A 23,265-nucleotide genomic window follows, 5' to 3' on the forward strand; every position below is an offset into this window, starting at 1 on the left:
GCCGTCCGAACGGCCGGCCCCGCGTCCGGTTCAGTCCAGTTCGATCCAGACCGGCGCATGGTCGCTGGCCCGCTCCCGTCCGCGCACCTCCCGGTCCACGCCCGCGTCGGTCAGCCGCTCCGCCGCCGCCGGGCTCAGCAGCAGATGGTCGATCCTCAGCCCCGCGTCCCGCTCCCACGCCTGACGGAAATACTGCCAGAAGGTCCACGGCGGGGGATCCCGCGGGAATCGCTCGCGCAGGGCGTCGGTCCAGCCCTGCTCCAGCAGTCGTGCATACGCCGCCCGGCTCTCCGGCTGCAGCAGGGCGTCCTTCTTCCACGAGCGGCTGTTGTAGATGTCGGCCTCGGTCGGCACGACATTGTAGTCGCCGGCCAGCACCACCGGCGCCCCGCTCGCCATCAGCCCGGCCGCATGGGCGGTCAGCCGCTCGAACCACGCCAGTTTGTAGTCGAACTTCGGCCCCGGCTGCGGATTGCCGTTGGGCAGGTAGAGCGAGGCGATCAGCACCCCGTCCACCGCCGCCTCGATGTAGCGGCCCTGCCCGTCGGACGGCTCGCCCGGCAGGGCCCGGCGCGTCGCCACGGGCTCCCCGCCCCGAGACAGTATGGCCACCCCGTTCCAGCGATGCTCGCCCTTCCAGACCGCGTGATAGCCCGCCGCCCGGATCGCGGCGGCCGGAAACTGCGCGTCGCTCGCCTTCAGTTCCTGCAGGCAGACCACGTCCGGCCGCGCCGCCTCCAGCCAGTCCAGCAGATTGGCCAGCCGGGTGTTGACCCCGTTGATGTTGAAGGTGGCGATCCGCATCGCCGGGCTGAACGAAGCGCGGCCGCGCCGGTTGCCCGTGGCGCGCCCAGCAGGACTCGAACCTGCAACCGTCCGCTTAGAAGGCGGGTGCTCTATCCGGTTGAGCTATGGGCGCCCTGGGGCTGTAGCGAGCGTTAGCCGCCCTGACCCCGCGGCTCAAGCAGCGAGCCCGTTATCCCGGAGAAGGCCGGGACGCGCGGCGAGCGGTAGCCGCACCCCCGCTCAGTGCGTCCAGGGCTGTTTGCGGCCGGTGGCGAAATTGTCGGCATAGGCCTTGAGGATCACCGGCGCCTCCTGCGGCTGGTGCAGGCGGAACGGAATGCCGTGGCGCTCGGCGTAGGCCACCGCCTCTTCCGCCGAATCGAAGCTCAGCCGCACCTGGCCGTTCATGTCGCTGGAGCTGGTCCAGCCCATCAGCGGATCGATCGTCCGCGCCGAGGCCGGCTCGAACTCCAGCCGCCAGCCTCTCGAGGAGGCCTTGCCGGACTGCATGGCGGTCTTGGCGGGGCGGTAGATGCGGGCGAGCATGACGAACCTCGGGCGACGTCGGGCCAGGTGGCCCGCGTGCGGGTCAAATAGCGTCCGGTCGACGCGGGGTCCAGCGGCGTTCAGCCGCCCGGCCATCGGCCTGCACGTCGCCGCCGCGTGCTCGCCATCGTGGATTGAAGGACGGGGCCCTGACGCGCATGCTGCCCCGACTTGGGGAACCGTCCATGAGCCGCCTCGAACGCCACCCGGAACGCCATCTCGTCGCCCGCATCGGCTGGCTGAGGGCCGCGGTGCTGGGCGCCAACGACGGCCTCGTCTCCACCGCCAGCCTGGTGGTGGGCGTGGCCGCGGCGGAGGCCCCCCGCGGCGGAGTCCTGCTCGCCGGGATCGCCGGACTGGTGGCCGGGGCCATGTCGATGGCGGCCGGCGAGTACGTCTCGGTCAGTTCCCAGTCCGACACCGAAAAGGCCGACATCGCCCGCGAGACCGCCGAACTGGCCGCAGATCCGGAAGCCGAGGTCAACGAGCTGGCGGCGATCTACGCCGCCCGCGGCGTCGAACCCGCCCTGTCGCGGCAGGTGGCGCGGCAACTCATGGCCCGGGACGCCTTGGGCGCCCACGCCCGCGACGAACTGGGCATTTCGGACTTCACCACCGCCCGGCCGGTCCAGGCCGCCCTGACCTCGGCCCTGACCTTCGCCCTCGGCGCGACCCCGCCGTTGATCGTGGTTCTGCTGGCGCCTCTGACCGGGTTGATGGTCTGGGTCAGCCTCATCACCCTGGCTGGCCTGATGGGGCTCGGCGCATTGGGCGCCGCGGCGGGCGGCGCCGATGTGCCGCGATCGGTGATTCGCGTGGCCTTCTGGGGCGCGATCGCCATGGCCGCCACCGCGGGCATCGGCCGCCTGTTCGGAACGGTGGTCTAGAAAATTATCTGGTCGGGGCGAGAGGATTCGAACCTCCGACCCTCTGCTCCCAAAGCAGATGCGCTACCAGGCTGCGCTACACCCCGAACCAGAGGCGGCCTCTTGCCACGCGCCGCCCCCCGCCGCAACGCGCGGCAGGGCTATTCGGCGAAGAAGGGGTGGCTGACCTTGTCGCCGGCCCGGGCCCCGATCTCGTCGGCGCGGCCGGCCCGCAGCTCCAGCACGCCGCTGGCCGGTCCGTTCGAGGGGATGATGGCGTCGGACAGGGGCGTGGCGTTCTTCGCGATCGAGACGATCCGGCCGCGCGGGTCGATATAGATGATGTCCAGCGAGCTGGGGGTGTTGCGCATCCAGAAGCCGCGCTCGGCCACGTCCGGGAACTGGAACAGCATGCCGCGGTCGTCGGCCAGGGGCTCGCGCTCCATCAGGCCGCGCTGCCGCTCGGCGTCGTCGTCGGCGATCTCGACCATGAAGCGGTGCTCGCCGCTGGCGGTGGTGATGGTCAGCGGCTCGAGCGGATCGCCCTTGGCGTCGGTCGGCGCGCCGGCGCAGGCGGCCAGCAGCATCAGGCCGGACAGGGCGCCCAGAAGTCCACGACGGTTGATCATTGCCGATCCATCCTCATTGGGACGGATGGTTCATCCGCCCGGTCTGATTTCCGCGACCACCAGGCCCTTGGGCCCCTCGGCGAATCGCACCGAAACCGTCTCGCCGGGCAGCAGGTCGTCCAGCCCGCACCGCCGCAACGTCTCGACATGGACGAAGATATCGCCCGGTTCGCCGTCGCGCACCACGAATCCGTAGCCCTTGGTCCGATTGAACCATTTGACGACCGCCGCCTCCATCGGTCCCGACGGGGACGAGGCCTCGCCGTCGAGGCGGGCGCTCTGTTTCAGGCCGTCATAGCCGGTACGGCGGGGCGCCGAAGCCTGTTCCGGATCGCCGTCGCCCAGTTCGTGAACCTCGATCACCTGCCAGCCCTTGGGCCGGCGGGCGCAGTCGCAGCGGATCGGGGCGCCCTCGGCCGCCGCGTCCCGCCCGCTGTCACGCAGGCTGGAGATGTGCAGCAGCACGTCCTTCATGTCGGTCAGGCTCGGATCGTCGGGCACGATGAAGCCGTATCCCTTGCCGGGATCGAACCACTTCACCCGGCCGGCGATACGCACCGTCTCGACCGTCTCAACGCCCTCGTAGTCGGACACAGCCTTCCCCCCGCCCGCGATCGGTACGGGCGGCGCTTGTTTAACACGGTTCTGTGAACCCCGGAAAAGCGAAAAACACCGGTTTCACAGTCCGGATGAAAGAATTTGCCCGGGCGATGCCGTCGCGCCGCCACGCGGCAGGCCGACGCCCGGCGCGTGACCGGCCGCCCGCGCGGGATTCCGGAGCGTCTGGCGATGTCGGGGAGGAGGCTCCGCGTGGCAGTCCCTAGGGGAGTCGAACCCCTCTTTTCAGGTTGAAAACCTGACGTCCTAACCGATAGACGAAGGGACCGCTGCGCGGAGAGCGGGCGATATAGCCGCCGATTCCGGGCCGTGCAACCCTTCTCCGCCCCATTCGTCTCGCGAATGCGGAGGCGGCCTGGCGAGCGGTCACGCCATCCGCGGATCGGCCACGTCCTCGATCTCGAATTGCACGCCCCGGCGGCCGTTCCAGTCGTCCGCCTTGAGTCGCCCGGCCACGCAGAGCCCGCCCTGTCCGGACAGCAGGGACTGGCCGCCGGGCAGGTCGGCGCAGCGCCAGGCGATGGCCTTCACCGAGGCCCCGTCGGCCCCGACCAGGCGGCAGCGCACATGGCCGCCGTTCATGGCCACGGCGTCGCGCGCCTGCACGTGCTCCAGGGCGAACAGCGGCTCCGGGTTGGCCGGACCGAACGGCGCCAGCTGCTCGAACTGTTCGAACAGACCCCGCGTCGCCGCGCCCGGATCGATCAGGGCGTCGATCTCGACCAGATCCAGCGCATCCGCCGCCGCCTGCTCGCCCGCCATCCGCTCGTTGAGGAAGTCGCGCAGCCGCCCGATGTCGTCGGTCCGCACGGTCAGACCGGCCGCCATGGCGTGTCCGCCCCCGGCCATCAGCACGCCGCCCTCCCAGGCCGCCTGCACCGCCTTGCCCAGATTCATGCCCGGCTGGGACCGGCCCGAGCCCTTGCCGACGCCGTTCACCGCATCGACGCCGATGACCACCACCGGCTTGCGCCAGCGCTCGCGCAGCCGCCCGGCCACGATCCCGACCACGCCAGGATGCCAGTCGTCGCCCTCGACCACCACCACCGCCGAGCCGTCCGCGTGGGCGCCGGTCGCCTCGACCATCCGCGTGGCCTGATCGGTGACCTGCTTCTCCACCTCGCGCCGGGCGATGTTCAGCGCGTCCAGCTCCTGCGCCAGCGTCATCGCCTCTTCGGGGTCGTCGGTCGACAGCAGCCGCGCGCCGAGGTCCGACTTGCCGATCCGCCCCCCGGCGTTGATGCGCGGCCCGAGAATGAAGCCCGCATGGTTCGACTTGGCCGGCCCCGGTTCGACCCCCGCCGCCGCCAGCAGCGCCCTCAGGCCCGGATTGCCCCACTCCGACATCCGCCTGAGGCCCAGGCTGGTCAGCGCCCGGTTGAAGCCCGTCAGGCCGGTGACGTCGCAGATCGCCCCCATGGCCGCCAGATCCAGCCACTGGCGGATGTCCGGCTCCTTCACGTCCGCGAACATCCCGCGCCGCCGCGCCTCGCGGTTCAGCGCCGCCAGCAGCACGAACACCACCCCCGCCGCCGCCAGATTGCCCTGTCCCGAGTTGCAGCCGGGCCGGTTCGGATTGACCACGGCGGCGCAGACCGGCGGATGCTCGCGCATCATGTGATGGTCGATGACCACGACCTTCAGCCCGATCGCCGCCGCGTGCGCCACCGCCTCATTGGCTGCCGCGCCGCAGTCCACGGTGATGACCAGATCGGCGCCCGAGGCCTTGAGGGTGTCGAACGCCCGCGCGCTGGGGCCGTACCCCTCGGTCATCCTGTCCGGCACATAGATCGGCAGGTCCGCGCCCATGGCCCGGAACCAGCGCACCAGCAGGGCCGCGCTCGAGGCGCCGTCCACGTCATAGTCGGCGAAGACATGGATCGAGGCCTTCGCCTGCAGGGCGTCGAGGATCGCCCCGGCCGCCGCGTCCATGTCCATGAAGCTGGAGGGATCGGGGAACAGCGCCTTCAGCGTCGGCTGCAGGAAGTCCGCCCCCTGGTCCGCCCGCACGCCGCGCGCCGCCAGCGCCCGCGCCAGCGGTTCTTCCAGACCGAGAGTCTGCATATGGCTGCGGATCAGCCCCGCCTCGGCGGGCCTCTGCCGCCAGACGCGACCGGACAGGGAGCGGGACACGCCCAGGAAGGCCGGTCCAAAGTCGGAGACCGCGCCCCCGTCGGCCATCAGAGCGGCCGGATCGTGCGGATGCGCTGGACGGTCCGGGTCGAGGAATCCATCACCAACGTATGGGTGGAAACGAAGCCGTCGGCGACCTTGACCCCGTCCAGCATGGCGCCCTTGGTCACCCCGGTGGCGGCGAAGATGGCGTCCTTGGACACCAGTTCGTGCAGGTCGTATTTGCGGTCCAGATCGGTCACGCCCGTCCTGGCGGCGCGCGCCCGCTCGTCGTCGTTGCGGAAGATCAGCCGGCCCTGGAAATGGCCGCCGACGCATTTCAGGGCGCTGGCCGCCAGCACGCCTTCCGGCGCCCCGCCCGACCCCAGGTACAGGTCGATGCCCGTCTCTGGCTCGGCGGTGTGGATCACGCCCGCCACGTCGCCGTCGGTGATCAGCACCACCTTGGCCCCGACCTCGCGCAGGGCGGCGATCAGCTCGGCGTGGCGCGGCCGGTCCATGACGCAGACGGTGATCTCCGAAGGGTTCACCCCCTTGGCCGAGGCCAGGGAGCGGACATTGTCCTGGGGCTTCATGTCCAGATCGACCGTGCCGGGCGCGAAGCCCGGGCCGATGGCGATCTTGTCCATATAGGTGTCAGGGGCGTGCAGCATGCCGCCGCCCGGCGACATCGACAGCACGCACAGGGCGTTGGCCATGGCCTTGGCCGTCAGGGTCGTGCCTTCCAGCGGGTCCAGGGCGATGTCGATGGCCGGCCCCTTCCCGGTGCCGACCTTCTCGCCGATGTACAGCATCGGCGCCTCGTCGCGCTCGCCCTCGCCGATGACGATCTTGCCGTCGATATCCAGCGCGTTCAGCGCCGTGCGCATGGCGTCGACCGCCAGCTGGTCCGCGGCCTTCTCGTCGCCGCGGCCGATCCCGGCATAGGAGGCGATGGCGGCCAGTTCGGTCACCCGCGCGGCGTCGGCGGCCAGAGTCGAAGCATAGGGGGCCGATCCGGCCATGGCGTTCTCCTGAGACGATGATCCCCGGATTCTGACGTCCGGGCGACTGTTCTATTGGGCCGGACGGCGATCCACCGGCGGCGGGGCGCGGCCGCGCTCGCGCGCGCGCCGCACGAAGTCGTCGATCTCGGCCTGGGTCCGGGCGGTCGCCGGCGCGACCGGGACCGCGCCCACCCTGGCCTGCACCTCGGCGACGAAGGCCTCGGGATCGCCGGTGGTTTGCCAGTCGATGCGCGAGACCTCGCCCGCCAGGGCGCCGCCGGTGACCCGCAGCGTATTGACCTTGGCCGCGATCGCCATCGGTTCGGGCGGCGCGTCGGCGGACCTCGGAAAATCGGCCCAGCGGGGATATTCGCGGTTGGCGTCGACCAGCGCCTGGACCCGGGCGGCTGCCGGCGAACCGGGGTCGGTGTCCGGGTCGAACGACCCGGCGCAGGCCGCCAGGCCGCCGCTCGCGGCGACGGCGGACATCACGGCTGCAATTTTCCGGATCGGCGCGTTCATATCAGGGGCGGTCATATGCCATGATCGCGACAGGCGGAAGGGCGCGCGACCCTTGCGACCGATCCTGACGATCCCCGGAGCCTTCCCCATGGCCAAGCGCCCGACTCCTCCGCCCGCCGACGCCGCTCCGCGCCCGCCGCGCAAGTCCGGCCGTCCCACCTCGGCCAAGCCGCCCCGTCCCCGCGCCGCCAGGGCCCGGCCGGCGGAACAGCCCGCGCCGCACCCGGAGCCGGCCCCCGAGCCCGTGGCCCCGCGCGCCGACGCCTTCGCCTTCCCCGGCGCCGACCAGCGGCAGATGCTCGAAACCCTGTCCCTGAACCTGGCCAAGGCCGCCATGACGGCCCAGTCGGCCATCGCCGAGGCCGCCCTGTCCCAGGCCGACCGCCCCGCCGCCCTGTCGCCCGATCCCTTCAACGTCGGCCCGGCGATGAACTCCGTCATGACCAGCCTGGCCTCGCGGCCGGACAAGCTGTTCGCCGCCCAGGCCGACCTGTTCAACCGCTACATGGACCTGTGGGCCTCCACCACCCGCCGCGCCGCCGGCGACGAGACGCCCGCCGCCCACGACGCGAAACTGGCGAAGGACAAGCGCTTCAGGGACCCGGCCTGGTCCGAGAACCCGATGTTCGACGTCATGCGCCAGTCCTATCTGGTCACCGCCGACTGGATGAACGGCCTGGTCTCCAGCGTCGAGGACGTCGATCCCCTGGTCAAACGCCGCGCCGAGTTCTTCACCAGGCTGCTGACCGACGCCTTCTCCCCCTCCAACTTCCTCGCCTCCAACCCCGCCGCCCTCAAGGCCCTGGCCGAGTCCAACGGCGAATCGCTGGTCAAGGGCATGCAGAATTTCGCCGCCGACATGGAGCGCGGCGCCGGCAAGCTGAAGATCAGCCAGGCCGACTACGGCAAATTCGTCGTCGGCGAGAACGTCGCCACCGCCCCCGGCCAGGTGGTCTGGCGCGACGAGCTGTTCGAACTGATCCAGTTCGACCCCGCCACCGACAAGCAGCGCGCCATCCCGCTGCTGATCTTCCCGCCGTGGATCAACAAATTCTACATCCTGGACCTGCAGCCGGAAAACTCGATGATCCGCTGGCTCTCGGCCCAGGGCTTCACCGTCTTCGTCTGCTCCTGGGTCAATCCCGACAAGGACAAGGCCGGCTTCGGCTTCGACGACTATCTCGAAAAAGGCATCTACCGCTGCATCGAAAAGGCGCTCGAGCAGTCGAAGTCCGAGCACATCAACACCGTCGGCTACTGCATAGGCGGCACATTGATGGGCGCGGCCCTGGCCCATATGGCGGCCAGGGGCGACACGCGCGTCACCGCCAACACCTTCTTCGCCGCCCAGCATGATTTCGCCGAGGCCGGCGACCTGCTGCTGTTCACCGACGAGCACTGGCTCAATGAGGTCGAGCAGCAGATGGACGCCGCCGGCGGCGTCCTGCCCGGCGCGGCCATGGCCGAGACTTTCAACGCCCTGCGCGCCAACGACCTGATCTGGTCGTTCTTCGTCAGCAACTATCTGATGGGCAAGTCGCCGCCCGCCTTCGACCTGCTGTTCTGGAACGCCGATCAGACCCGCATGCCGAAAAAGCTGCACATGGACTACCTCCGCTCCATGTACGGCCAGAACAAGCTGGCCCGGGGCGAGTTCGTCATCGGCGGCGTCCGCGTCGACCTGTCGAAGGTGACCATCCCCCTCTATTTCCAGGCCAGCCGCGAGGACCATATCGCGCCGATGAATTCGGTCTACCGCTCGGCCCGCGCCTTCTCCAACGCCGACGTGACCCTGACCCTGGCCGGCTCGGGCCATATCGCCGGGGTGGTCAATCCGCCCTCGGCCCACAAATACCAGCACTGGACCAACCCCGCCCTGCCCGCCACCCTGGCCGAATGGCAGGCCAGGGCCGAGGAGCATCCCGGCAGCTGGTGGGAGCACTGGGCCGCCTGGCTGCATGAACGGTCCGGCGACTGGGTCCCGGCCCGCGATCCTGAAAAGGGCCCGCTTTCGCCGATAGAAGCCGCGCCGGGCTCCTATGTGAAAGTGAAGTCTTGAAGCGTCTCGAACCGAACCTGCTGCTGGCCGTCACCACCGGCTTCGCCCTGGTCCTCGTCACCCTGACCGTCAGCGTCTACGGCGCGGGCGCGCCGCTGCGCAACCTGTTGCTGGCCGCGATCTGCTCCGGCGGCTTCGTGCTGCTCAATCCGATCCTGATGCGGACGATGAAGAGCCCGGTCCGGCCGCCGCTGATCCATCCCGACAGCCGCGGCGTGACCGCCTGGGCCGGGCTGTTTCCGATGGTGGTGATCCTCTGCGCCGCCATTCCGGTCTTCCGGCCCGGTCCCGACTACGGCCTGCTGGTCATCGTCGCCGCCGTCTGGTTCGGCGTCACGGTCGAGTCCGCGCTCAAGGCGCGCCGTCAGGCAGGTTGAAACCTCAGGGCCACACCGTTGTTGCAATAGCGTTTTCCGGTCGGCCGCGGCCCGTCGTCGAAGATATGCCCCTGATGCCCCAGGCAGCGGGCGCAGTGGTATTCGGTGCGCGGATAGCCGATGGCGAAGTCGGTCTTCGTCCCGATATTGGCGGCGATGACGTCGTAAAAACTCGGCCAGCCCGTGCCACTGTCGAACTTCCATGACGAGCGGAACAGCGGCAGGTCGCAGCCCCGGCAAAGGAATGTCCCGGCGCGGTGTTCGTCGTTCAGCGGACTGCTGCCCGGCCGCTCGGTCGCCTCATGCCGCAGCGTCTGGTAGCTGGCCGCCGGCAGCCGCGTGCGCCACTGGGCGTCGGTCAGACGCCGGAACGGCGAGTTCGCATACTGCCGCTCCGAGGCGTCGGCGGGTCCCGGCGAGCAGGCGGTCACGGCGACCGCGCCGGCGGTGGTCAGGAGGGTACGGCGGGACAGGGCGTGGGTCATGACGGTTGATACGTCGGGAAGATCGCGGAGGTTTCAAGTGCGCGTCCTTCTCCCCTTGCGGGAGAAGGTGGCCGAGCGCAGCGAGGTCGGATGAGGGGTCTCACCGGCCTGCGCGACCCCTCATCCGTCAGCCTTCGGCTGCCACCTTCTCCCGCAAGGGGCGAAGGATCACGTCAAACCGGTCTCTTCCCTGAGCCCCAGCATCAGGTTCAGGTTCTGCACCGCCGCCCCCGACGCCCCCTTGCCGAGGTTGTCCAGCAGCGCGACCAGCCGGACCTGATCCCCGCCCCGGTCGCCGAACACATGCAGGCGCATTTTGTTGGTCCCGTTCAGCCCCTCCGGATCGATCCCGGTCATCGCCTCGCTCTCCTCCAGCTCGGCCACCTCGATGAAGCGCGATCCCGCATAGGCCTCGGCCAGCGCGCCGTGCACCACCTCGACCGACGGCGACGACGGCAGGGCCGCCAGCTGCAGCGGAACCTCGACCAGCATCCCCTGCCGGTACGCCCCCACCGCCGGCGCGAACAGCACCGGCCGCTCCAGCCCGGTGTGCAGCGTCATCTCCGGCACGTGCTTGTGCTTCAGCGACAGGCCATAGGCGCGATACGCCCCGGCCCCGCCCGCCTCGAACTCGGCGATCATCGCCTTGCCGCCGCCCGAATAGCCCGACACCGCGTTGACCGTCACCGGCCAGCCCGCCGGCACGATCCCCGCCGACACCAGCGGCCGGACCAGGCCGATGAAGCCCGTCGGATAGCAGCCCGGGTTCGACACCCGCGTCGCGCCCGCGATCCTCTCGCGCTGCCCGGGCGCCATTTCGGCGAAGCCATAGGTCCAGGCCGGATCGACCCGATAGGCCGTCGAGGCGTCGATGACCCGCACCGCCGGATTGTCGATCATGGCCACGGCTTCCTTCGCCGCCTCGTCGGGCAGGCACAGGATCACCGCGTCGGCGGCGTTCAGCGCCTCGCGCCGCGCCTCCACGTCGCGCCGCCGGTCGCCCAGCAGGATCAGTTCCAGATCGCCGCGCGCCTCCAGCCGCTCGCGGATCTCCAGCCCCGTGGTTCCGGCCTCGCCGTCGATGAAGATGGTGTGGGTCATGATTTGGATTCCAAGGGACGGCGCCAAGCTCCGAGTTCACGTCCGAACAGGTGGGGCTCCCAGCCCGGGTACGTCTGAACGACCGCATCGCATTCGAGCGGCTCGTCGAGCAGGAAGATCACGATCCGGTCGCCGATCGCGACAGCTCCAACACCAGCCACTGCATCCTCGGTGAGATGATGGGCGCCGGACGGGTCTCTATCGGCGCCCGTGACACCTATCCGTTTAACATTCTCGCCGTCGATGAAGATGGCGTGGGTCATTCAGACAGGCCAATCGAGCAGATTGAGGAAGAAATATGCGAGCAGGGCCGCCGGTATCAGAACGAGGATGGCGATCGCCCCAACCGCGGTCCAGAATTTCACCGGCTGTCTGACGCGTCGGATGACTGGAGCCAGCCCTCCGCCCAGGAGTCCGATCTCACCCGCCGCCACGCTCCGCCACAGCCAGACGACCGTGGCCACAGCGACAAGCAGGGAGATTAAGCCCAGCAATCCCACGCCAAATCCGACGGCCATGCGACTCTCCAAAAGAAAAAGGGCGCTCCGGTTTCCCGAAGCGCCCCCATCCATACCGTGGTGAAACGGCCTAGCGCTTCGAGAACTGGAAGGACTTGCGGGCCTTGGCGCGGCCGTACTTCTTGCGCTCGACGACGCGGCTGTCGCGGGTCAGGAAGCCGTGCGGCTTCAGGACCGGGCGCAGCGCCGGCTCATAGTGGGTCAGGGCGTGCGACAGGCCGTGGCGGATGGCGCCGGCCTGTCCCGACAGGCCCGAGCCCTGCACGGTGCAGTCGACGTCGAACTGGGTCAGGCGGTCGGTCACTTCCAGCGGCTGGGCGATCATCATGCGCAGGATTTCGCGGGCGAAATACTGCATCTGATCCTTGCCGTTGATGGTGATCTTGCCCGAGCCGGGCTTGATCCACACGCGGGCGATCGCGTTCTTGCGCTTGCCGGTCGAATAGGCGCGGCCCTGGGCGTCCAGCTTCTGGACATAGACCGGGGCGTCGTTCTCGGCGGAGACGGTGCCGAGGCCGCGCAGGGCGTCGAAGCCGGTCGCGGCGGGGGCGTCGTTCTGCGGGGCGGAGGTTTCAGCAGTCACGTCGGTCATGCTCAGACGCTCCGGGTGTTCTTGGCGGACGCCGACTTGAAGTCGATCGTTTCCGGCTGTTGGGCTTCATGGGTGTGCGCCGCGCCGGCGAACAGGCGCAGGTGCGTCATCTGCAGGCGGGCCAGCGGGCTCTCCTTGGGCAGCATGCGCTCGACGGCCTTCTCCAGCACGCGCTCGGGGAAGCGGCCGTTCAGGACCTTCTCCGGGGTCGTCTGCTTGACGCCGCCCGGGTGGCCGGTGTGGCGGTAGTAGATCTTGTCGGTGTTCTTCTTGCCGGTGAACACCACCTTGTCGACGTTGGTGACGACGACATAGTCGCCGCAATCGACGTGCGGGGTGTAGTCGCCGCGGTGCTTGCCGCGCAGACGGTTGGCGATGAAGGTCGCGAGACGGCCCACCACGACGCCTTCGGCGTCGATGTGGATCCATTTCTTCGTGACCTCGGCCGGCTTCAGCGAAGCCGTGGTGCTCTTCAGCATTTCAAGGGTCCTGGGAGACGATCGGATGCCCCTCCCGATGACGGGGACGAGCGGAAGGCGCGCTGATAGAGGAAGGGGCCGGCCGCGTCAATGCGGGCTGGCGCGTCACACTTATCATAGTAGATTGTTTTAGTTCAAGAATATGGAAACGGTATTAAAATACCGCACTACGACACCTCCCCCGCTATCGTCATTCCCGCGCGGCTTTCCGTTCCTTCTCCCCTTGAGGGAGAAGGTGGCTCGCGAAGCGAGACGGATGAGGGGTGAAACGCCCCTCTGTCCGTGGACCGCGTCTGCCCTCGTCATTCAGCCCGCGGAAGCAGCCCCCTCATCCGGCCCTGCGGGCCACCTTCTCCCTCAGGGGGAGAAGGAATTCGTGCTGCGACAATTTCATTTCCAGACACAGCAATTTTTACAACCCGCCCATTGTTTTTCCACGCCTTTCCGGAATTGCAGCGTCATTTGCGCGCCGCATCTGGGCCCCGGTCTAGACTCCTGCCCATCCCGTCGAAGGGGAGGGCGTCGGATCCACGTTCTCGATGACGGCGGGCTGTGGTCGAGCGATGAAGCCCGGACGATGGAGAGTCCGGGGGTCCTTGCGGACGTCGATGGATGGCGTCCGCCTGCTCGCCGCGCGCCGCTGGATGCGGACCGCCGACGCCTGATGGCGTCGTGTCCGCCCCGCGTCGCAGGCAGCAATGTCTGCGGCGGATGATCCGGCAAGGCTCGAATGTCAGGGCCGCCAGCCGGAGAGCGCGTGGAAAACGACTGCGCGGGGCTGTCTGTCTCGTCGAAACGGTAAAAACATTCAAGCACCGGGCGAGGCCCGGCCGCCCCGCGCCCTCCCCAACCTTTCGGCGGAAACGCCGAAGGACGATGACGCACGCCTCCGCCCGCGCTAAACCGCCGCCAAACCTCCAGGAGCTCCGCCCATGACCGTCGCCGCCCGCCTCGCCGAACTCGGAATCAGCCTCCCGGAGCCGGCGAAGGCCGTGGCCAACTATGTGCCCTTCGTCCGGACCGGGGACCTGGTCCACATCTCGGGCCAGCTGTCGAACGACGCCGGCGGCGGGATCAAGGGCACGGTCGGCGCCGACGTCTCGCCGGAGCAGGGGAAGGACGGCGCCCGCATGTGCGGCGTCAACCTGCTGGCCCAGATCTCCGCCGCCTGCGACGGCGACCTCGAGCGCGTCGTCCGCGTCGTCAAACTGGGCGGCTTCGTCCAGGCCGCCGGCGACTTCGAGGCCATCCCCGCCGTCATCAACGGCTGTTCGGACCTGATGGTCGAGGTCTTCGGCGACAAGGGCCGCCACGCCCGCTCGGCCGTCGGCGTCTACAAACTCCCCCTCGGCTTCGCCGTCGAGGTGGACGCCATCGTCGAGGTGCGGTGACGCAAGTCTGGATTCTTTCCCCGCGAAGCGGGCCCCGATGCCTTGCTCGCGCCAGTCTGAAGGGCTGGAAGGTTCGTCACGAAGGGCACGAAGAAGGCACGAAGGACACAAAGGTATCGGAGCGCCGGCCTCTTCGTGTTCTTTGTGAATCCCTTCGTGTCCTTTGTGATGAACCCGCTTCGCGGGATCGCGCCCCAGACTTCGCCGGGATGAGCCGGATTTGACCTTTCAGATCCACGTCCACACCACCGTCGCCGACATCGGCCGCGCCGCCTGGGACGCTTGCGCCTCCCCCACCGGCGACCCCTTCCTCGCCTTCGACTTCCTCCACGCCTGCGAGGCCTCCGGCAGCGCCGTCCCGCAGCAAGGCTGGGCCGGCCGCCACCTGTCGCTGCGCGACGGGACCGGCGGCGTCCTCGGCGTCATGCCCCTCTGGCTCAAGGGCCACAGCCAGGGCGAATACGTCTTCGACCACGGCTGGGCCGAGGCGTATGAGCGCGCCGGCGGCCGCTACTATCCCAAGCTGCTGGCCGCCGTGCCCTTCACCCCGGTCGCCGGCCCGCGCTTCCTCGCCCACCCCGACGCCGACGCCGCCGCGGTTCGACAGGCCCTGCTGCAGGGCGCGATCGCCCTGACCGAACGGCTCGGCGTCTCCTCCCTTCACGTCAACTTCCCCACCCGGTCCGAATGGGACGCCCTCGGCGCGGCCGGCCTGCTGCAGCGCCAGGACATGCAGTACGTCTGGCGCAACGGCGGCTACCGGACCTTCGACGACTTCCTCGCCGCCCTGTCGTCGAGCCGCCGCAAGACCATCCGCCGCGAACGCCGCGAGGCGCAGACCGGCCTCGACATCCGCGTCCTCACCGGCGCGGACATAACCGCGGCGCACTGGGACGCCTTCTTCGCCTTCTACATGGACACGGGCGGGCGCAAATGGGGCCGCCCCTATCTGACCCGCGACTTCTTCACCCGCCTCGGCGCGACCATGGCCGACCGCATCGCCCTGGTCATGGCCTTCCGTGACGGGACCGCCATCGCCGGCGCCCTGAACCTGATCGGCCGGGACGCCCTGTACGGCCGCCAGTGGGGCGCGCTGGAGGAAGTCCCCTTCCTCCATTTCGAGCTCTGCTACTACCAGGCCATCGAGTTCGCGATTTCGCGCGGCCTGTCCCGTGTCGAGGCCGGCGCCCAGGGCGAGCACAAGATCGCCCGCGGCTACCTGCCCTCCCCCGTATATTCGGCCCACTTCATCGCCGACCCGGCCCTGCGCGAACCCGTGGCCCGCTACCTCGACGGCGAGCGCCCGGCGGTCGAGGCCGAGATCGAGGTGATGACCGCCGAACTGTCGCCCTTCAGGAAGGGCGTCTGATGCCTCAGTCGATGCGGCGCTTCGGGTCCTCGCCGATGAACCAGCCGGCGATCCAGCTGACGATGCCGGTGACGATGGCCGCGCCGATCCCGGCCCACAGGCCGTCGACCACGAACCCGTTCAGCAGGACCGCGACCAGGCCGATCGTCGCCGCATTCACCACCAGCAGGAACAGGCCGAAGGTGATGATGGTCAGCGGGAAGGTGACGAAGGTCAGGATCGGCCGCACGATGGCGTTGGCGACGCCCAGCAGGATCGCCGCCAGCAGCAGCGTCGGCGTATCATCGAACCCCACCCCGGGCACCACCTGGGCCGCCAGCCACAGGGCCAGGCAGGTGACGAGAAACTGGACGATGAACCGCAGCATGGCCGACTCCCTTTTGACCTTGACCATAACACCCGAAGGCCGCCGGGGCTCCCCTCGCCTCGCGCCCGTTGCTAGCCTCGCCTGAAAGACGCCGGAGCCTCCCATGACCCTGAACGCGCCCTACGACCCGGATAACATCTTCGCCCGCATCCTGCGCGGCGAGATCCCCTCGGTGAAGGTCTGGGAGGACGACCACGTCCTCGCCTTCATGGACGTCTTCCCCCAGTCCGAGGGCCACGTCCTGGTGGTGTCGAAGACCTCGACCGCGCGCACCCTGCTCGAGATCGAGCCCGACGTCCTGGCCCGCCTGATCGCCGCGACGCAGCGCACGGCGCGGGCGGTGTGCGGGGCGCTCGACCCCGAGGGCTTCCAGATCATGCAGTTCAACGGCGAGGCCGGCGGCCAGACCGTCTTCCACCTGCATTTCCACATCGTCCCGCGCTGGTCGGACCGCCCCATGAAGGGCCACGGCCACGCCCCCATGGCCGACGCGGAGGCTCTGAAGGTCCTCGCCGGACGGATCGCGGCGGAGCTCGACTGAACGCCGTTCATTGATCAGCGGGCGAACAGGCGTAGCCTTGATCCGGGCGCGAACCATCCGCGGAGCCTTGGGAGGGGCGGGACATGACGGCGAAACTGAACTGGCCGGGCATCATCGTGGCGACCGTGGTCGCCTTCTTCACCGGCTTCCTCTGGTACGGCCTGATCTTCGCCGAAAAATGGATGGCCCTGACCGGCGTCACCGACGACGGCAGCGGCAATTCGATGTGGATGCTGGTCGGACTGGTCCAGACCTTCGTCACCATGACCGGCCTCGGCTGGTTCATCGCCCGCGACGGCGCGCCGGGCTGGATGAACGGCCTGAAGATCGGCCTCGTCGCCGGCGTCTGCTTCGCCCTGATGACCTCGGCCTACGGCTTCATCTACCAGACCTCGCCCATGGGCCTGCTGCCCATCGACTGGAGCCACCTGCTGGTCGTCTACGCCCTCGGCGGCGCCATCATCGGCGGCTTGCGGCTGAAACCGAAGGCCTAGTCGGCCCGGAACTGCAGCTCGGCCAGGTGGGCGTACAGGCCGCCCTGGGCCATCAGCGACTGGTGCGTGCCTTCCTGCACCACCTTGCCGTCCTCCATCACCACGATGCGGTCGGCGCGCAGGACGGTGGCCAGGCGGTGGGCGATGACGATGGTCGTGCGATCCTGCATCGCCTGATCCAGCGCCATCTGCACCAGCCGCTCGTTCTCGGCGTCCAGCGCCGAGGTCGCCTCGTCCAGCAGCAGGATCGGCGCGTCCCGGACCAGGGCCCGGGCGATGGCCATCCGCTGCCGCTGGCCGCCCGACAGGCTCTTGCCGCGTTCGCCCAGCGGCGTGTCGAATCCCTCCGGCAGGGCCTCGACGAAGCCCAGCGCCTGCGCCTCGTCGGCGGCGGCGCGCACCGCCGCGTCGTCCGCGGCCTCGCGTCCGAAGCGGATATTCTCGCTCGCCGACCCCGAGAACAGCGGCGCCTCCTGCGACACCCAGGCGAACCGGCTCCGTACGGCCACAGGATCGGCCTCGCGCACGTCGACCCCGTCGACCGACACCACGCCCGACTGCGGATCGTAGAAACGCAGCAGCAGCCGGAAGACGGTGCTCTTGCCGGCCCCCGACGGCCCCACCAGAGCCACCGTCTCGCCCGGCCGCACGGTCAGCGAAAAGCCCTTCAGCGCCGGCAGGTCCGGTCGGCCCGGATAGGCGAACTGGACCGCCGACATCGACACCTCGCCCGTCGGCGGATCCGGCAGGATCCTCGGCGTTTCCGGCGCCCGGATGGCGGCCTCGCTGCGCATCAGTTCGTCGATCCGCTCCATGGCTCCGGCCGCCTTCTGCACGTCGCCCCAGCTCTCGCCCAGCGCCCCCACTGCACCGGCGGCGAACACCGACAGCAGGACGAACTGGAGCAGGGCGCCCGGCGTCATCCGCCCGCCGATCACGTCCTGGGCGCCCAGCCACAGCACCAGGGTCACCCCACCGAACATCACGATGATGATCATGGCGGTCATCAGGGCCCGGGCCCTCATGCGCACCAGGGAGACCCCGAAGGCGTCCTCGACGGCCTTGCCGAACCGGTCGATGGCGCTGGCCTCGCGGCCGAACGCCTGGACGGTCTCGATCGCGTCCACGCTCTCGCCGGCGAAGCCGACGGCGCTGGCGAACCGGTCCTGCGAGGCCACGGTCAGCTTGCGGACCCGCCGCCCGAACAGGAAGATCGGCCCCAGCAAAAGCGGCACCACCAGCAGGACCATCCCGGTCAGTTTGGGACTGACGACGAACAGCAGCACCGTGCCGCCGATCAGGGTCAGGAAGTTGCGCAGGGCGAACGACACCGAGGTCGTCAGCAGCGTCTCGACCAGGGCGATGTCGGTCGTCAGCCGCGACAGCACCTCCCCCGTGCGCATCGCGGCGTAGAAGGCCGGGTCCAGCGTCAGGATGCGCTCGAACAGCCCCTTACGCAGGTCCGCGATGACCCGCTCTCCGGTCTTGGTGACGAAATAATACCGGACGGCCGTGGCCAGCCCGAGAAACAGGGCGTTGGCTCCCAGCAGCAGGAACCACAGGTTCAGCCTGGCGCCGCCGTTGTCGAAGCCGTTGTCGATGGCCCCGCGGGCCGACGCGGTCAGGGCCAGGGAGGCGGCCGTGGACAGGATCAGCCAGAGCCCCGCCATCGTCAGATGGCCCTTGTGACGCATCGCATAGGGCAGCAACCGGCCCAGCGGGCGGATGTCGCGACGCTTCTCGCGCCGCTGCCCTGCCTCGCCCAGCTGTTCGATCAGGACGGCGCCGGCGCCGGGACGGCCCCGGATGTCAGCGGCGTCGGCGGTGGCGGTTGCATCGGTCATGGCGCGCGCCTCTTGCCCCGGAACGACCCCCGGTGTAAACGCCGCCGCTCATTCCCGCCCTTCGCTGGCGGGTTTTCTCATTTTCGCGCTCCGACGGTCGGCATCGTCATCGCGCAGAGACCGGACCAGGACCATGAAGGCGGATACGCACCCCGACTACCACTTCATCACCGTGACGATGACCGATGGTACGACCTATCAGACGCGCTCGACCTACCAGAAGGAAGGCGCGACCCTGAACCTGGACATCGATCCGCTGACTCACCCGGCCTGGACCGGCGGCAACCAGCACATGCTGGACCGCGGCGGCCGCGTTTCGCGCTTCAACAACAAGTTCGCCGGCTTCATCAAGAAGTAGGGTCCGGGCTTTCGAGCCACACCCTGCGGCAAGACGACGGCAAAGGCGCCGGTCCCCGGACCGGCGCCTTTCTGTTTGCCCGGAACGCCGATAACATGGCGACGTTGGGCTTCCGGGGGGCGTGGACGTGGTGTCCCGCATCGGAACGGGCGAAGAGACCTTGGCGATGAATCGACGGCAACTGGGACTGGGCGCGGCCGTGACGGCGATCGCGTCGGCCGTGGGAACAGCGGCTGCGGCCCAGACCCGGGATCCCGGCGCCGTCGCCTTTTACGACCGGTTCAACGACCAGCTGGCCCGGCTTCCCGCCACGCTGCAGCCCGATGTCCGCGCCTTCTACGAACTGAACGGCTGGCGGCCCGTCTGGACGCCGGAACGCCTGCGGGCGCTCCAGGTCGCCGCCGGGCGCGCGGAACGGCACGGCCTGTCGCAGGGCGATTTTCTCGATTTCGAGGCCCTGGCCTCCGCGCCCGACGCCGCCGAGATGCGCACCACCGCCGCGGCGATGACCTATGCCCGGGTCCTGGCCGAGGGCCGCGTCCGGCCCGAGACCGTCGAAGACCTGTGGGAAATGCAGAAGAACCGCGTCGACCTGCCCGTCGGGCTGAACGACGCCCTGGCCCAGAACCGGCTGGTGGACTGGTTCGAGGGCCTGGCCCCGACCGATATCGGCTATTCCAATCTGTCGGCCGGCTATGTCCGTTATCGCCGCCTGATCCGCGACGGCGGCTGGCCCGCCTTCCGCCAGGGCCCCGCCATCGAGCCGGACACGAGCGACGCCCGCATTCCGGCCCTGATCCAGCGACTGGTCGCCGAGGGCGACCTGTCCGCCGCCGACGGCGCGCGCCTGACGGAGATGGGCGTCGTCTATGGTCCCGAGCTCCAGGCCGCCGTGCGCGGCTTCCAGGCCCGGCACGGCCTGGTCGCCGACGGCCGCATCGGCACCGGCACCCAGCGTTCGCTGTCCGCCTCGGCCGAGGACCGCGCCCGCCAGATCGCGCTCAACCTCGAACGCCGCCGCTGGCTCAAGCGCGAGGTCGCTCCCGAGCGGATCGAGGTCAACACCGCCGCCGCCATCATGGTCTACTGGAAGGACGGACGGCCGGTCCACTCCAACCGGGTGGTGGTCGGCTCGCCCAGCAACCAGACGCCAAGCCTCGAGAAGCCGTTCGCCTCGGTCGTGGCCAATCCGCCCTGGTACGTCCCCGCCTCGATCGCGCGTAACGAGATCCTGCCGCGCGGCCCCGGCTATCTGGCCAGCCAGAACATGTACATCTCGAACGGCCAGGTCATCCAGCGCGCTGGACCCAATGCCGCGCTTGGCTACGTGAAGTTCGAGCTGCGCGACAGCTACGCCATCTTCCTGCACGACACGCCGGCCAAGGGCGTCTTCAATCTGGCCATGCGGCAGCGGTCGCACGGCTGCGTGCGGGTCCAGGGCGCGGTCGACTTCGCGCGCCTGCTGCTGTCGCCCGATCCGGCCCTCCTGGCCGAGTTCGACATGGCCCAGGACACGCGAGAGACCAAACGCATCGCCACGGGTCGGGAAATCAGCGTCCGCCTGTTGTACTGGACCGCCTTCGTCGACGGCCAGGGCCGCGTCGCCTTCCGCGAGGATGTCTATGAACGCGACGCGCGGCTGGCCGAGGCCCTTGGCATTGCCCTCAGCCTGCCCAAGGCGCTCGACGACGGCGCGCGGGTGGCGAACGACGTCGGACCGTAGCGTTCAAGCAGTAATCATTCGGGGCCGCGGCGACCTGCGTCCGTCGGAACCGCTCCCTGGGTTCTGAACGCCGCCGTCAGTCGGTCCAGCTGGCTCTGTACCGGATTGACCGCCTCTTCGTCAGGGGCGTCCAGATACATGCGACGGTCCAGGTGCAGCACCCGGTCGTACAGCTTGTCGGTGCGCACCAGATATTCCACGAGGGCGATCGGCAGTTCCGGATGGGTCGGCCCGGTCCCCGCCGCGCGGTCAGCCAGCCGGTAGCGCGGCGCGCAAGCCGCCTCGGCGGTCATGTCGCCTTCGCGCACGGCTCGCTGGACCAGCAACCACGAGGCGATCTGCATCAGCCGCGTGGTCAGCTTCATGCTCTCGCCAGCGTAGGCCAGGGCCGTCGCCCGCGACAGGAGCTTGGATTCCCGCCTCCCGTCGCCGTCCAGATAGGCGGCGGTCTCCTCGACCAGCTCCATGCCCTCGTGAAAGGTGCGGTCGAACAGCTCCGAACGGGCGAAATCGTCCACGACCGCGGCGCGGCTGCGGCCCACTGGCGAAGGGGTGGAGGCGTCGGTGGGCATGAAGTCGATCAAACTCATAAGGGTACGCGCATCCGTATCACGGCCGGCACGGTTTCGCGCGGCGCTTCGATCGACTGCAACGGTTGTGCCAAGCGGCTGATTCAGGGGCGGAAGTTGAACATGGCGTCGGCGGCGTCGCGCTGGGATGACTTGCCCTCGATGGCGGCGTTGGAACGGTCGATCTCGGCCTGCAGTCCCGCGATCCGCTGCTTCAGGTCCTCGACCGAATAGCCGTCCAGGTCCTCGCGCGTCAGGGCGATCAGGGGCGCACCCCGCGCCGGACGGGGCTCCAGATCCTCGAACATCGCCGCCTCCTTCTTGGCCAAGGGATACGCAACCCCCTATCTGAACGCCGGGATGCGGCCGATTGCAAGAACGAGGCAGGGTGAATGCGGGTGATTGAGATCGCGGGCGGGGCCGGTCCCGCCGAAGCCCTGACCCTGACCGAACGGCCCGATCCCGTGGCCGGACCGGGCCAGGTCCGAATCCGCGTCCATGCCGCCGGGGTCAACCGACCGGACCTGGTGCAGCGGCTGGGCCGCTATCCCGCCCCGCCCGGCGCGTCCGACATTCTCGGTCTGGAGGTCGCGGGCGAGGTCGACCAGGTCGGCGAGGGCGTCACGCGCTGGTCAGCCGGGGATCGCGTCTGCGCCCTGCTGGGCGGCGGCGGCTACGCCGAATTCGCCGTGGTCGACGCCCGCCACGTCCTGCCGATCCCGGAAGGACTCGACTTCGTCCAGGCCGCCGCCCTGCCCGAGACCGTGTGCACCGTCTACGCCAATGTGTTCGAGGCCGGGGCGCTGAAGCGGGGCGAGACCCTGCTGGTTCATGGAGCCACCAGCGGCATCGGCGTCGTCGCGATCCAGATGGCCAGAGCCGCCGGCGCGCGCGTCATCGCGACCTCCCGCGGGGCGGACAAGGCCGAGGCCGCGCGCCGCCTCGGCGCCGATCTCAGCCTCGACGCCGTCGTCGACGACATGGGAGCCGCCATCGCGGCGTTCGGCGGCGCCGACGTGGTGCTGGACATGGTCGGGGCTGACTACGCCGCCCTCAACCAGGCGGCACTGAAGCCCTTCGGTCGCTGGGTGGTGATCGCGACCCAGTCCGGATCTCTCGCGCAGGTCGACCTCGGCCGGTTGATGTTCAAGCGGATCGTGCTGACCGGTTCGACCCTGCGGGCCCGTCCGGCGGACGAGAAGGCCCGTCTGATCGCGGCGGTCGAGGATGCTGTCTGGCCGTGGGTCGCCTCCGGCGCGGTGCGCCCGCCGATCGAGGCGACGTTTCCCCTCGCCCAGGCCGGGGCCGCCCACCTCCGCCTGGAAGCGGGCGGTCACGTCGGCAAGACCGTCCTGACGGTCTGAGAGCGCCTACATCTCCAGCAGGGTGTTGAACCCGCCGTAGATCATGCGCTTGCCGTCGAACGGCATCGACGCGCCCATTTCCTTCATGCGCGGGTCGTTCATCATCTTGCCATAGGCCGCGGTGGCGGCTTCCTTGCTGGCATACTCGTGCCACGAGAACACGACGACCTCGTCCGGCTTGGCCTTCACCGAGCCCTTGAAGTCGGTGACCTTGCCGTCGGGCACATCATCGCCCCAGGCTTCGACGACGCGGGTCGCGCCGAATTCCTTGAACACCGGCGCGAAATCGGCGGCCATCTTGGCGTACGCTTCCTTGTTCGCGGCGGGCACCGCAACGACGAATCCCTGCACATAGGCCATGGGTCATCTCCTGTTTGATCTTGACATGATGGGTTGATATCAACGTAAATAGCGCATGTCAAAAACTTCCAACGTCTCCTTCCAGACGACGTTGCATATCCACGATCACTGCCTTTGTTTTGCCGCGCAACGCGCCGCCCGGGCGCTCGCGCGCCGTTTCGACGTGGCGCTGCGTCCTGTCGGCCTCA

At 69.2% G+C, this 23,265-nt stretch carries 28 protein-coding genes and 3 tRNA genes; 10 read left to right on the forward strand and 21 right to left on the reverse strand.

Annotated elements, in window-relative coordinates; all coding sequences use genetic code 11:
- Nucleotides 1-30: 30 nt before the first annotated feature.
- The 3 genes from Q8Q71_RS00745 to Q8Q71_RS00755 form a co-directional block, all read right to left on the reverse strand.
- Nucleotides 31-804 (reverse strand): exodeoxyribonuclease III, encoded by a 774-nt coding sequence (locus Q8Q71_RS00745; protein WP_305757734.1) that lies wholly within the window; start codon nucleotides 802-804, stop codon nucleotides 31-33.
- A 38-nt stretch (nucleotides 805-842) separates the two neighbouring features.
- Nucleotides 843-919, reverse strand: a tRNA-Arg gene (locus Q8Q71_RS00750).
- Nucleotides 920-1,026: 107 nt separating this feature from the next.
- Entirely contained in the window at nucleotides 1,027-1,332 is a 306-nt protein-coding gene (locus tag Q8Q71_RS00755; protein WP_305757735.1) for an ETC complex I subunit, read from the reverse strand.
- 185 nt (nucleotides 1,333-1,517) lie between these two features.
- Here Q8Q71_RS00755 and Q8Q71_RS00760 point away from each other — a divergent pair, with 185 nt between their 5' ends.
- Nucleotides 1,518-2,219, forward strand: a complete 702-nt coding sequence (locus Q8Q71_RS00760) for a VIT family protein (RefSeq protein WP_305757736.1) — start codon at nucleotides 1,518-1,520, stop codon at nucleotides 2,217-2,219.
- A 9-nt stretch (nucleotides 2,220-2,228) separates the two neighbouring features.
- Here Q8Q71_RS00760 and Q8Q71_RS00765 read toward each other — a convergent pair.
- The 7 genes from Q8Q71_RS00765 to Q8Q71_RS00795 all read right to left on the reverse strand — a co-directional run bounded on the left by Q8Q71_RS00765 (nucleotide 2,229) and on the right by Q8Q71_RS00795 (nucleotide 7,053).
- Nucleotides 2,229-2,305, reverse strand: a tRNA-Pro gene (locus Q8Q71_RS00765).
- 54 nt (nucleotides 2,306-2,359) lie between these two features.
- Nucleotides 2,360-2,827, reverse strand: a complete 468-nt coding sequence (locus tag Q8Q71_RS00770; RefSeq protein WP_305757737.1) for a DUF192 domain-containing protein — start codon at nucleotides 2,825-2,827, stop codon at nucleotides 2,360-2,362.
- 30 nt (nucleotides 2,828-2,857) lie between these two features.
- On the reverse strand, nucleotides 2,858-3,421 hold the full coding sequence (locus Q8Q71_RS00775) for a cold-shock protein (protein ID WP_305757738.1): 564 nt from the start codon (nucleotides 3,419-3,421) through the stop codon (nucleotides 2,858-2,860).
- 217 nt (nucleotides 3,422-3,638) lie between these two features.
- Nucleotides 3,639-3,713 (reverse strand) — tRNA-Glu (locus tag Q8Q71_RS00780).
- A gap of 98 nt (nucleotides 3,714-3,811) precedes the next feature.
- The gene (recJ, locus tag Q8Q71_RS00785) at nucleotides 3,812-5,626 is read right to left on the reverse strand and encodes a single-stranded-DNA-specific exonuclease RecJ (RefSeq protein ID WP_305757739.1); all 1,815 of its coding nucleotides are present in this window, start codon (nucleotides 5,624-5,626) and stop codon (nucleotides 3,812-3,814) included.
- Nucleotides 5,626-6,582: a class II fructose-bisphosphatase gene (glpX, locus tag Q8Q71_RS00790; RefSeq protein WP_305757740.1), complete on the reverse strand. Its 957-nt coding sequence runs from the start codon at nucleotides 6,580-6,582 to the stop codon at nucleotides 5,626-5,628. The genes recJ and glpX overlap by 1 nt, the downstream gene beginning before the upstream one ends.
- 51 nt (nucleotides 6,583-6,633) lie before the next feature.
- Nucleotides 6,634-7,053, reverse strand: a complete 420-nt coding sequence (locus Q8Q71_RS00795) for a hypothetical protein (RefSeq protein ID WP_305757741.1) — start codon at nucleotides 7,051-7,053, stop codon at nucleotides 6,634-6,636.
- Between the two features lie 121 nt (nucleotides 7,054-7,174).
- Between Q8Q71_RS00795 and phaC the strand changes: the two genes are divergently transcribed.
- Both phaC and Q8Q71_RS00805 read left to right on the forward strand, forming a co-directional pair.
- Complete coding sequence (gene phaC, locus Q8Q71_RS00800; protein WP_305757742.1) at nucleotides 7,175-9,145, forward strand: class I poly(R)-hydroxyalkanoic acid synthase; 1,971 nt, start codon at nucleotides 7,175-7,177, stop codon at nucleotides 9,143-9,145.
- Nucleotides 9,142-9,522 (forward strand): hypothetical protein, encoded by a 381-nt coding sequence (locus tag Q8Q71_RS00805; RefSeq protein WP_305757743.1) that lies wholly within the window; start codon nucleotides 9,142-9,144, stop codon nucleotides 9,520-9,522. Before phaC ends, Q8Q71_RS00805 begins: the two co-directional genes overlap by 4 nt.
- On the opposite strand, the gene msrB is transcribed toward Q8Q71_RS00805, so the two are convergent.
- The 6 genes from msrB to rplM form a co-directional block, all read right to left on the reverse strand.
- The gene (gene msrB / locus Q8Q71_RS00810; RefSeq protein ID WP_305757744.1) at nucleotides 9,510-10,007 is read right to left on the reverse strand and encodes a peptide-methionine (R)-S-oxide reductase MsrB; all 498 of its coding nucleotides are present in this window, start codon (nucleotides 10,005-10,007) and stop codon (nucleotides 9,510-9,512) included. The genes Q8Q71_RS00805 and msrB overlap by 13 nt on opposite strands.
- 168 nt (nucleotides 10,008-10,175) lie before the next feature.
- The gene (gene argC, locus Q8Q71_RS00815; RefSeq protein WP_305757745.1) at nucleotides 10,176-11,108 is read right to left on the reverse strand and encodes an N-acetyl-gamma-glutamyl-phosphate reductase; all 933 of its coding nucleotides are present in this window, start codon (nucleotides 11,106-11,108) and stop codon (nucleotides 10,176-10,178) included.
- Entirely contained in the window at nucleotides 11,105-11,371 is a 267-nt protein-coding gene (locus tag Q8Q71_RS00820) for a hypothetical protein (protein ID WP_305757746.1), read from the reverse strand. Before Q8Q71_RS00820 ends, argC begins: the two co-directional genes overlap by 4 nt.
- A complete protein-coding gene (locus Q8Q71_RS00825) occupies nucleotides 11,372-11,626 on the reverse strand; it encodes a hypothetical protein (protein WP_305757747.1) in 255 nt (84 codons plus the stop codon).
- A 70-nt stretch (nucleotides 11,627-11,696) separates the two neighbouring features.
- Nucleotides 11,697-12,218 (reverse strand): 30S ribosomal protein S9, encoded by a 522-nt coding sequence (gene rpsI / locus Q8Q71_RS00830; protein WP_305757748.1) that lies wholly within the window; start codon nucleotides 12,216-12,218, stop codon nucleotides 11,697-11,699.
- A gap of 2 nt (nucleotides 12,219-12,220) precedes the next feature.
- Nucleotides 12,221-12,697, reverse strand: coding sequence for a 50S ribosomal protein L13 (rplM, locus tag Q8Q71_RS00835; RefSeq protein WP_292028878.1), 477 nt, complete (start codon nucleotides 12,695-12,697; stop codon nucleotides 12,221-12,223).
- Between the two features lie 932 nt (nucleotides 12,698-13,629).
- Here rplM and Q8Q71_RS00840 point away from each other — a divergent pair.
- Together Q8Q71_RS00840 and Q8Q71_RS00845 are read left to right on the forward strand one after the other, a co-directional pair.
- Nucleotides 13,630-14,088: a RidA family protein gene (locus Q8Q71_RS00840; protein WP_305757749.1), complete on the forward strand. Its 459-nt coding sequence runs from the start codon at nucleotides 13,630-13,632 to the stop codon at nucleotides 14,086-14,088.
- Between the two features lie 220 nt (nucleotides 14,089-14,308).
- Nucleotides 14,309-15,457, forward strand: coding sequence for a GNAT family N-acetyltransferase (locus Q8Q71_RS00845; protein ID WP_305757750.1), 1,149 nt, complete (start codon nucleotides 14,309-14,311; stop codon nucleotides 15,455-15,457).
- A 4-nt stretch (nucleotides 15,458-15,461) separates the two neighbouring features.
- Here Q8Q71_RS00845 and Q8Q71_RS00850 read toward each other — a convergent pair whose 3' ends face one another.
- Nucleotides 15,462-15,824, reverse strand: coding sequence for a phage holin family protein (locus Q8Q71_RS00850; protein WP_305757751.1), 363 nt, complete (start codon nucleotides 15,822-15,824; stop codon nucleotides 15,462-15,464).
- 103 nt (nucleotides 15,825-15,927) lie between these two features.
- Between Q8Q71_RS00850 and Q8Q71_RS00855 the strand changes: the two genes are divergently transcribed.
- Together Q8Q71_RS00855 and Q8Q71_RS00860 are read left to right on the forward strand one after the other, a co-directional pair.
- Nucleotides 15,928-16,365 (forward strand): HIT family protein, encoded by a 438-nt coding sequence (locus Q8Q71_RS00855; RefSeq protein ID WP_305757752.1) that lies wholly within the window; start codon nucleotides 15,928-15,930, stop codon nucleotides 16,363-16,365.
- A gap of 83 nt (nucleotides 16,366-16,448) precedes the next feature.
- Nucleotides 16,449-16,859 carry a DUF1761 domain-containing protein gene (locus tag Q8Q71_RS00860; RefSeq protein WP_305757753.1) on the forward strand — a complete coding sequence of 137 codons (411 nt, stop codon included), beginning with the start codon at nucleotides 16,449-16,451 and terminating at the stop codon, nucleotides 16,857-16,859.
- On the opposite strand, the gene Q8Q71_RS00865 is transcribed toward Q8Q71_RS00860, so the two are convergent.
- A complete protein-coding gene (locus tag Q8Q71_RS00865) occupies nucleotides 16,856-18,703 on the reverse strand; it encodes an ABC transporter transmembrane domain-containing protein (protein WP_305757754.1) in 1,848 nt (615 codons plus the stop codon). The two genes, Q8Q71_RS00860 and Q8Q71_RS00865, sit on opposite strands and share 4 nt — an antisense overlap.
- Before the next feature lie 133 nt (nucleotides 18,704-18,836).
- Between Q8Q71_RS00865 and rpmE the strand changes: the two genes are divergently transcribed.
- The gene (rpmE, locus tag Q8Q71_RS00870; protein WP_305757755.1) at nucleotides 18,837-19,061 is read left to right on the forward strand and encodes a 50S ribosomal protein L31; all 225 of its coding nucleotides are present in this window, start codon (nucleotides 18,837-18,839) and stop codon (nucleotides 19,059-19,061) included.
- 166 nt (nucleotides 19,062-19,227) lie between these two features.
- Entirely contained in the window at nucleotides 19,228-20,784 is a 1,557-nt protein-coding gene (locus Q8Q71_RS00875; RefSeq protein ID WP_305757756.1) for a murein L,D-transpeptidase, read from the forward strand.
- A 14-nt stretch (nucleotides 20,785-20,798) separates the two neighbouring features.
- Here Q8Q71_RS00875 and Q8Q71_RS00880 read toward each other — a convergent pair whose 3' ends face one another.
- Together Q8Q71_RS00880 and Q8Q71_RS00885 are read right to left on the reverse strand one after the other, a co-directional pair.
- Nucleotides 20,799-21,374 carry a DUF1465 family protein gene (locus Q8Q71_RS00880; RefSeq protein ID WP_305757757.1) on the reverse strand — a complete coding sequence of 192 codons (576 nt, stop codon included), beginning with the start codon at nucleotides 21,372-21,374 and terminating at the stop codon, nucleotides 20,799-20,801.
- An 83-nt stretch (nucleotides 21,375-21,457) separates the two neighbouring features.
- Nucleotides 21,458-21,661, reverse strand: a complete 204-nt coding sequence (locus tag Q8Q71_RS00885; protein WP_305757758.1) for a DUF1192 domain-containing protein — start codon at nucleotides 21,659-21,661, stop codon at nucleotides 21,458-21,460.
- A gap of 84 nt (nucleotides 21,662-21,745) precedes the next feature.
- Here Q8Q71_RS00885 and Q8Q71_RS00890 point away from each other — a divergent pair, with 84 nt between their 5' ends.
- Entirely contained in the window at nucleotides 21,746-22,717 is a 972-nt protein-coding gene (locus Q8Q71_RS00890; RefSeq protein WP_305757759.1) for an NAD(P)H-quinone oxidoreductase, read from the forward strand.
- Between the two features lie 6 nt (nucleotides 22,718-22,723).
- On the opposite strand, the gene Q8Q71_RS00895 is transcribed toward Q8Q71_RS00890, so the two are convergent.
- Nucleotides 22,724-23,077, reverse strand: coding sequence for a DUF1428 domain-containing protein (locus Q8Q71_RS00895; protein WP_305757760.1), 354 nt, complete (start codon nucleotides 23,075-23,077; stop codon nucleotides 22,724-22,726).
- Nucleotides 23,078-23,265 lie beyond the last annotated feature (188 nt).

It is taken from the genome of Brevundimonas sp. (assembly GCF_030704825.1).
Lineage (GTDB): Bacteria > Pseudomonadota > Alphaproteobacteria > Caulobacterales > Caulobacteraceae > Brevundimonas.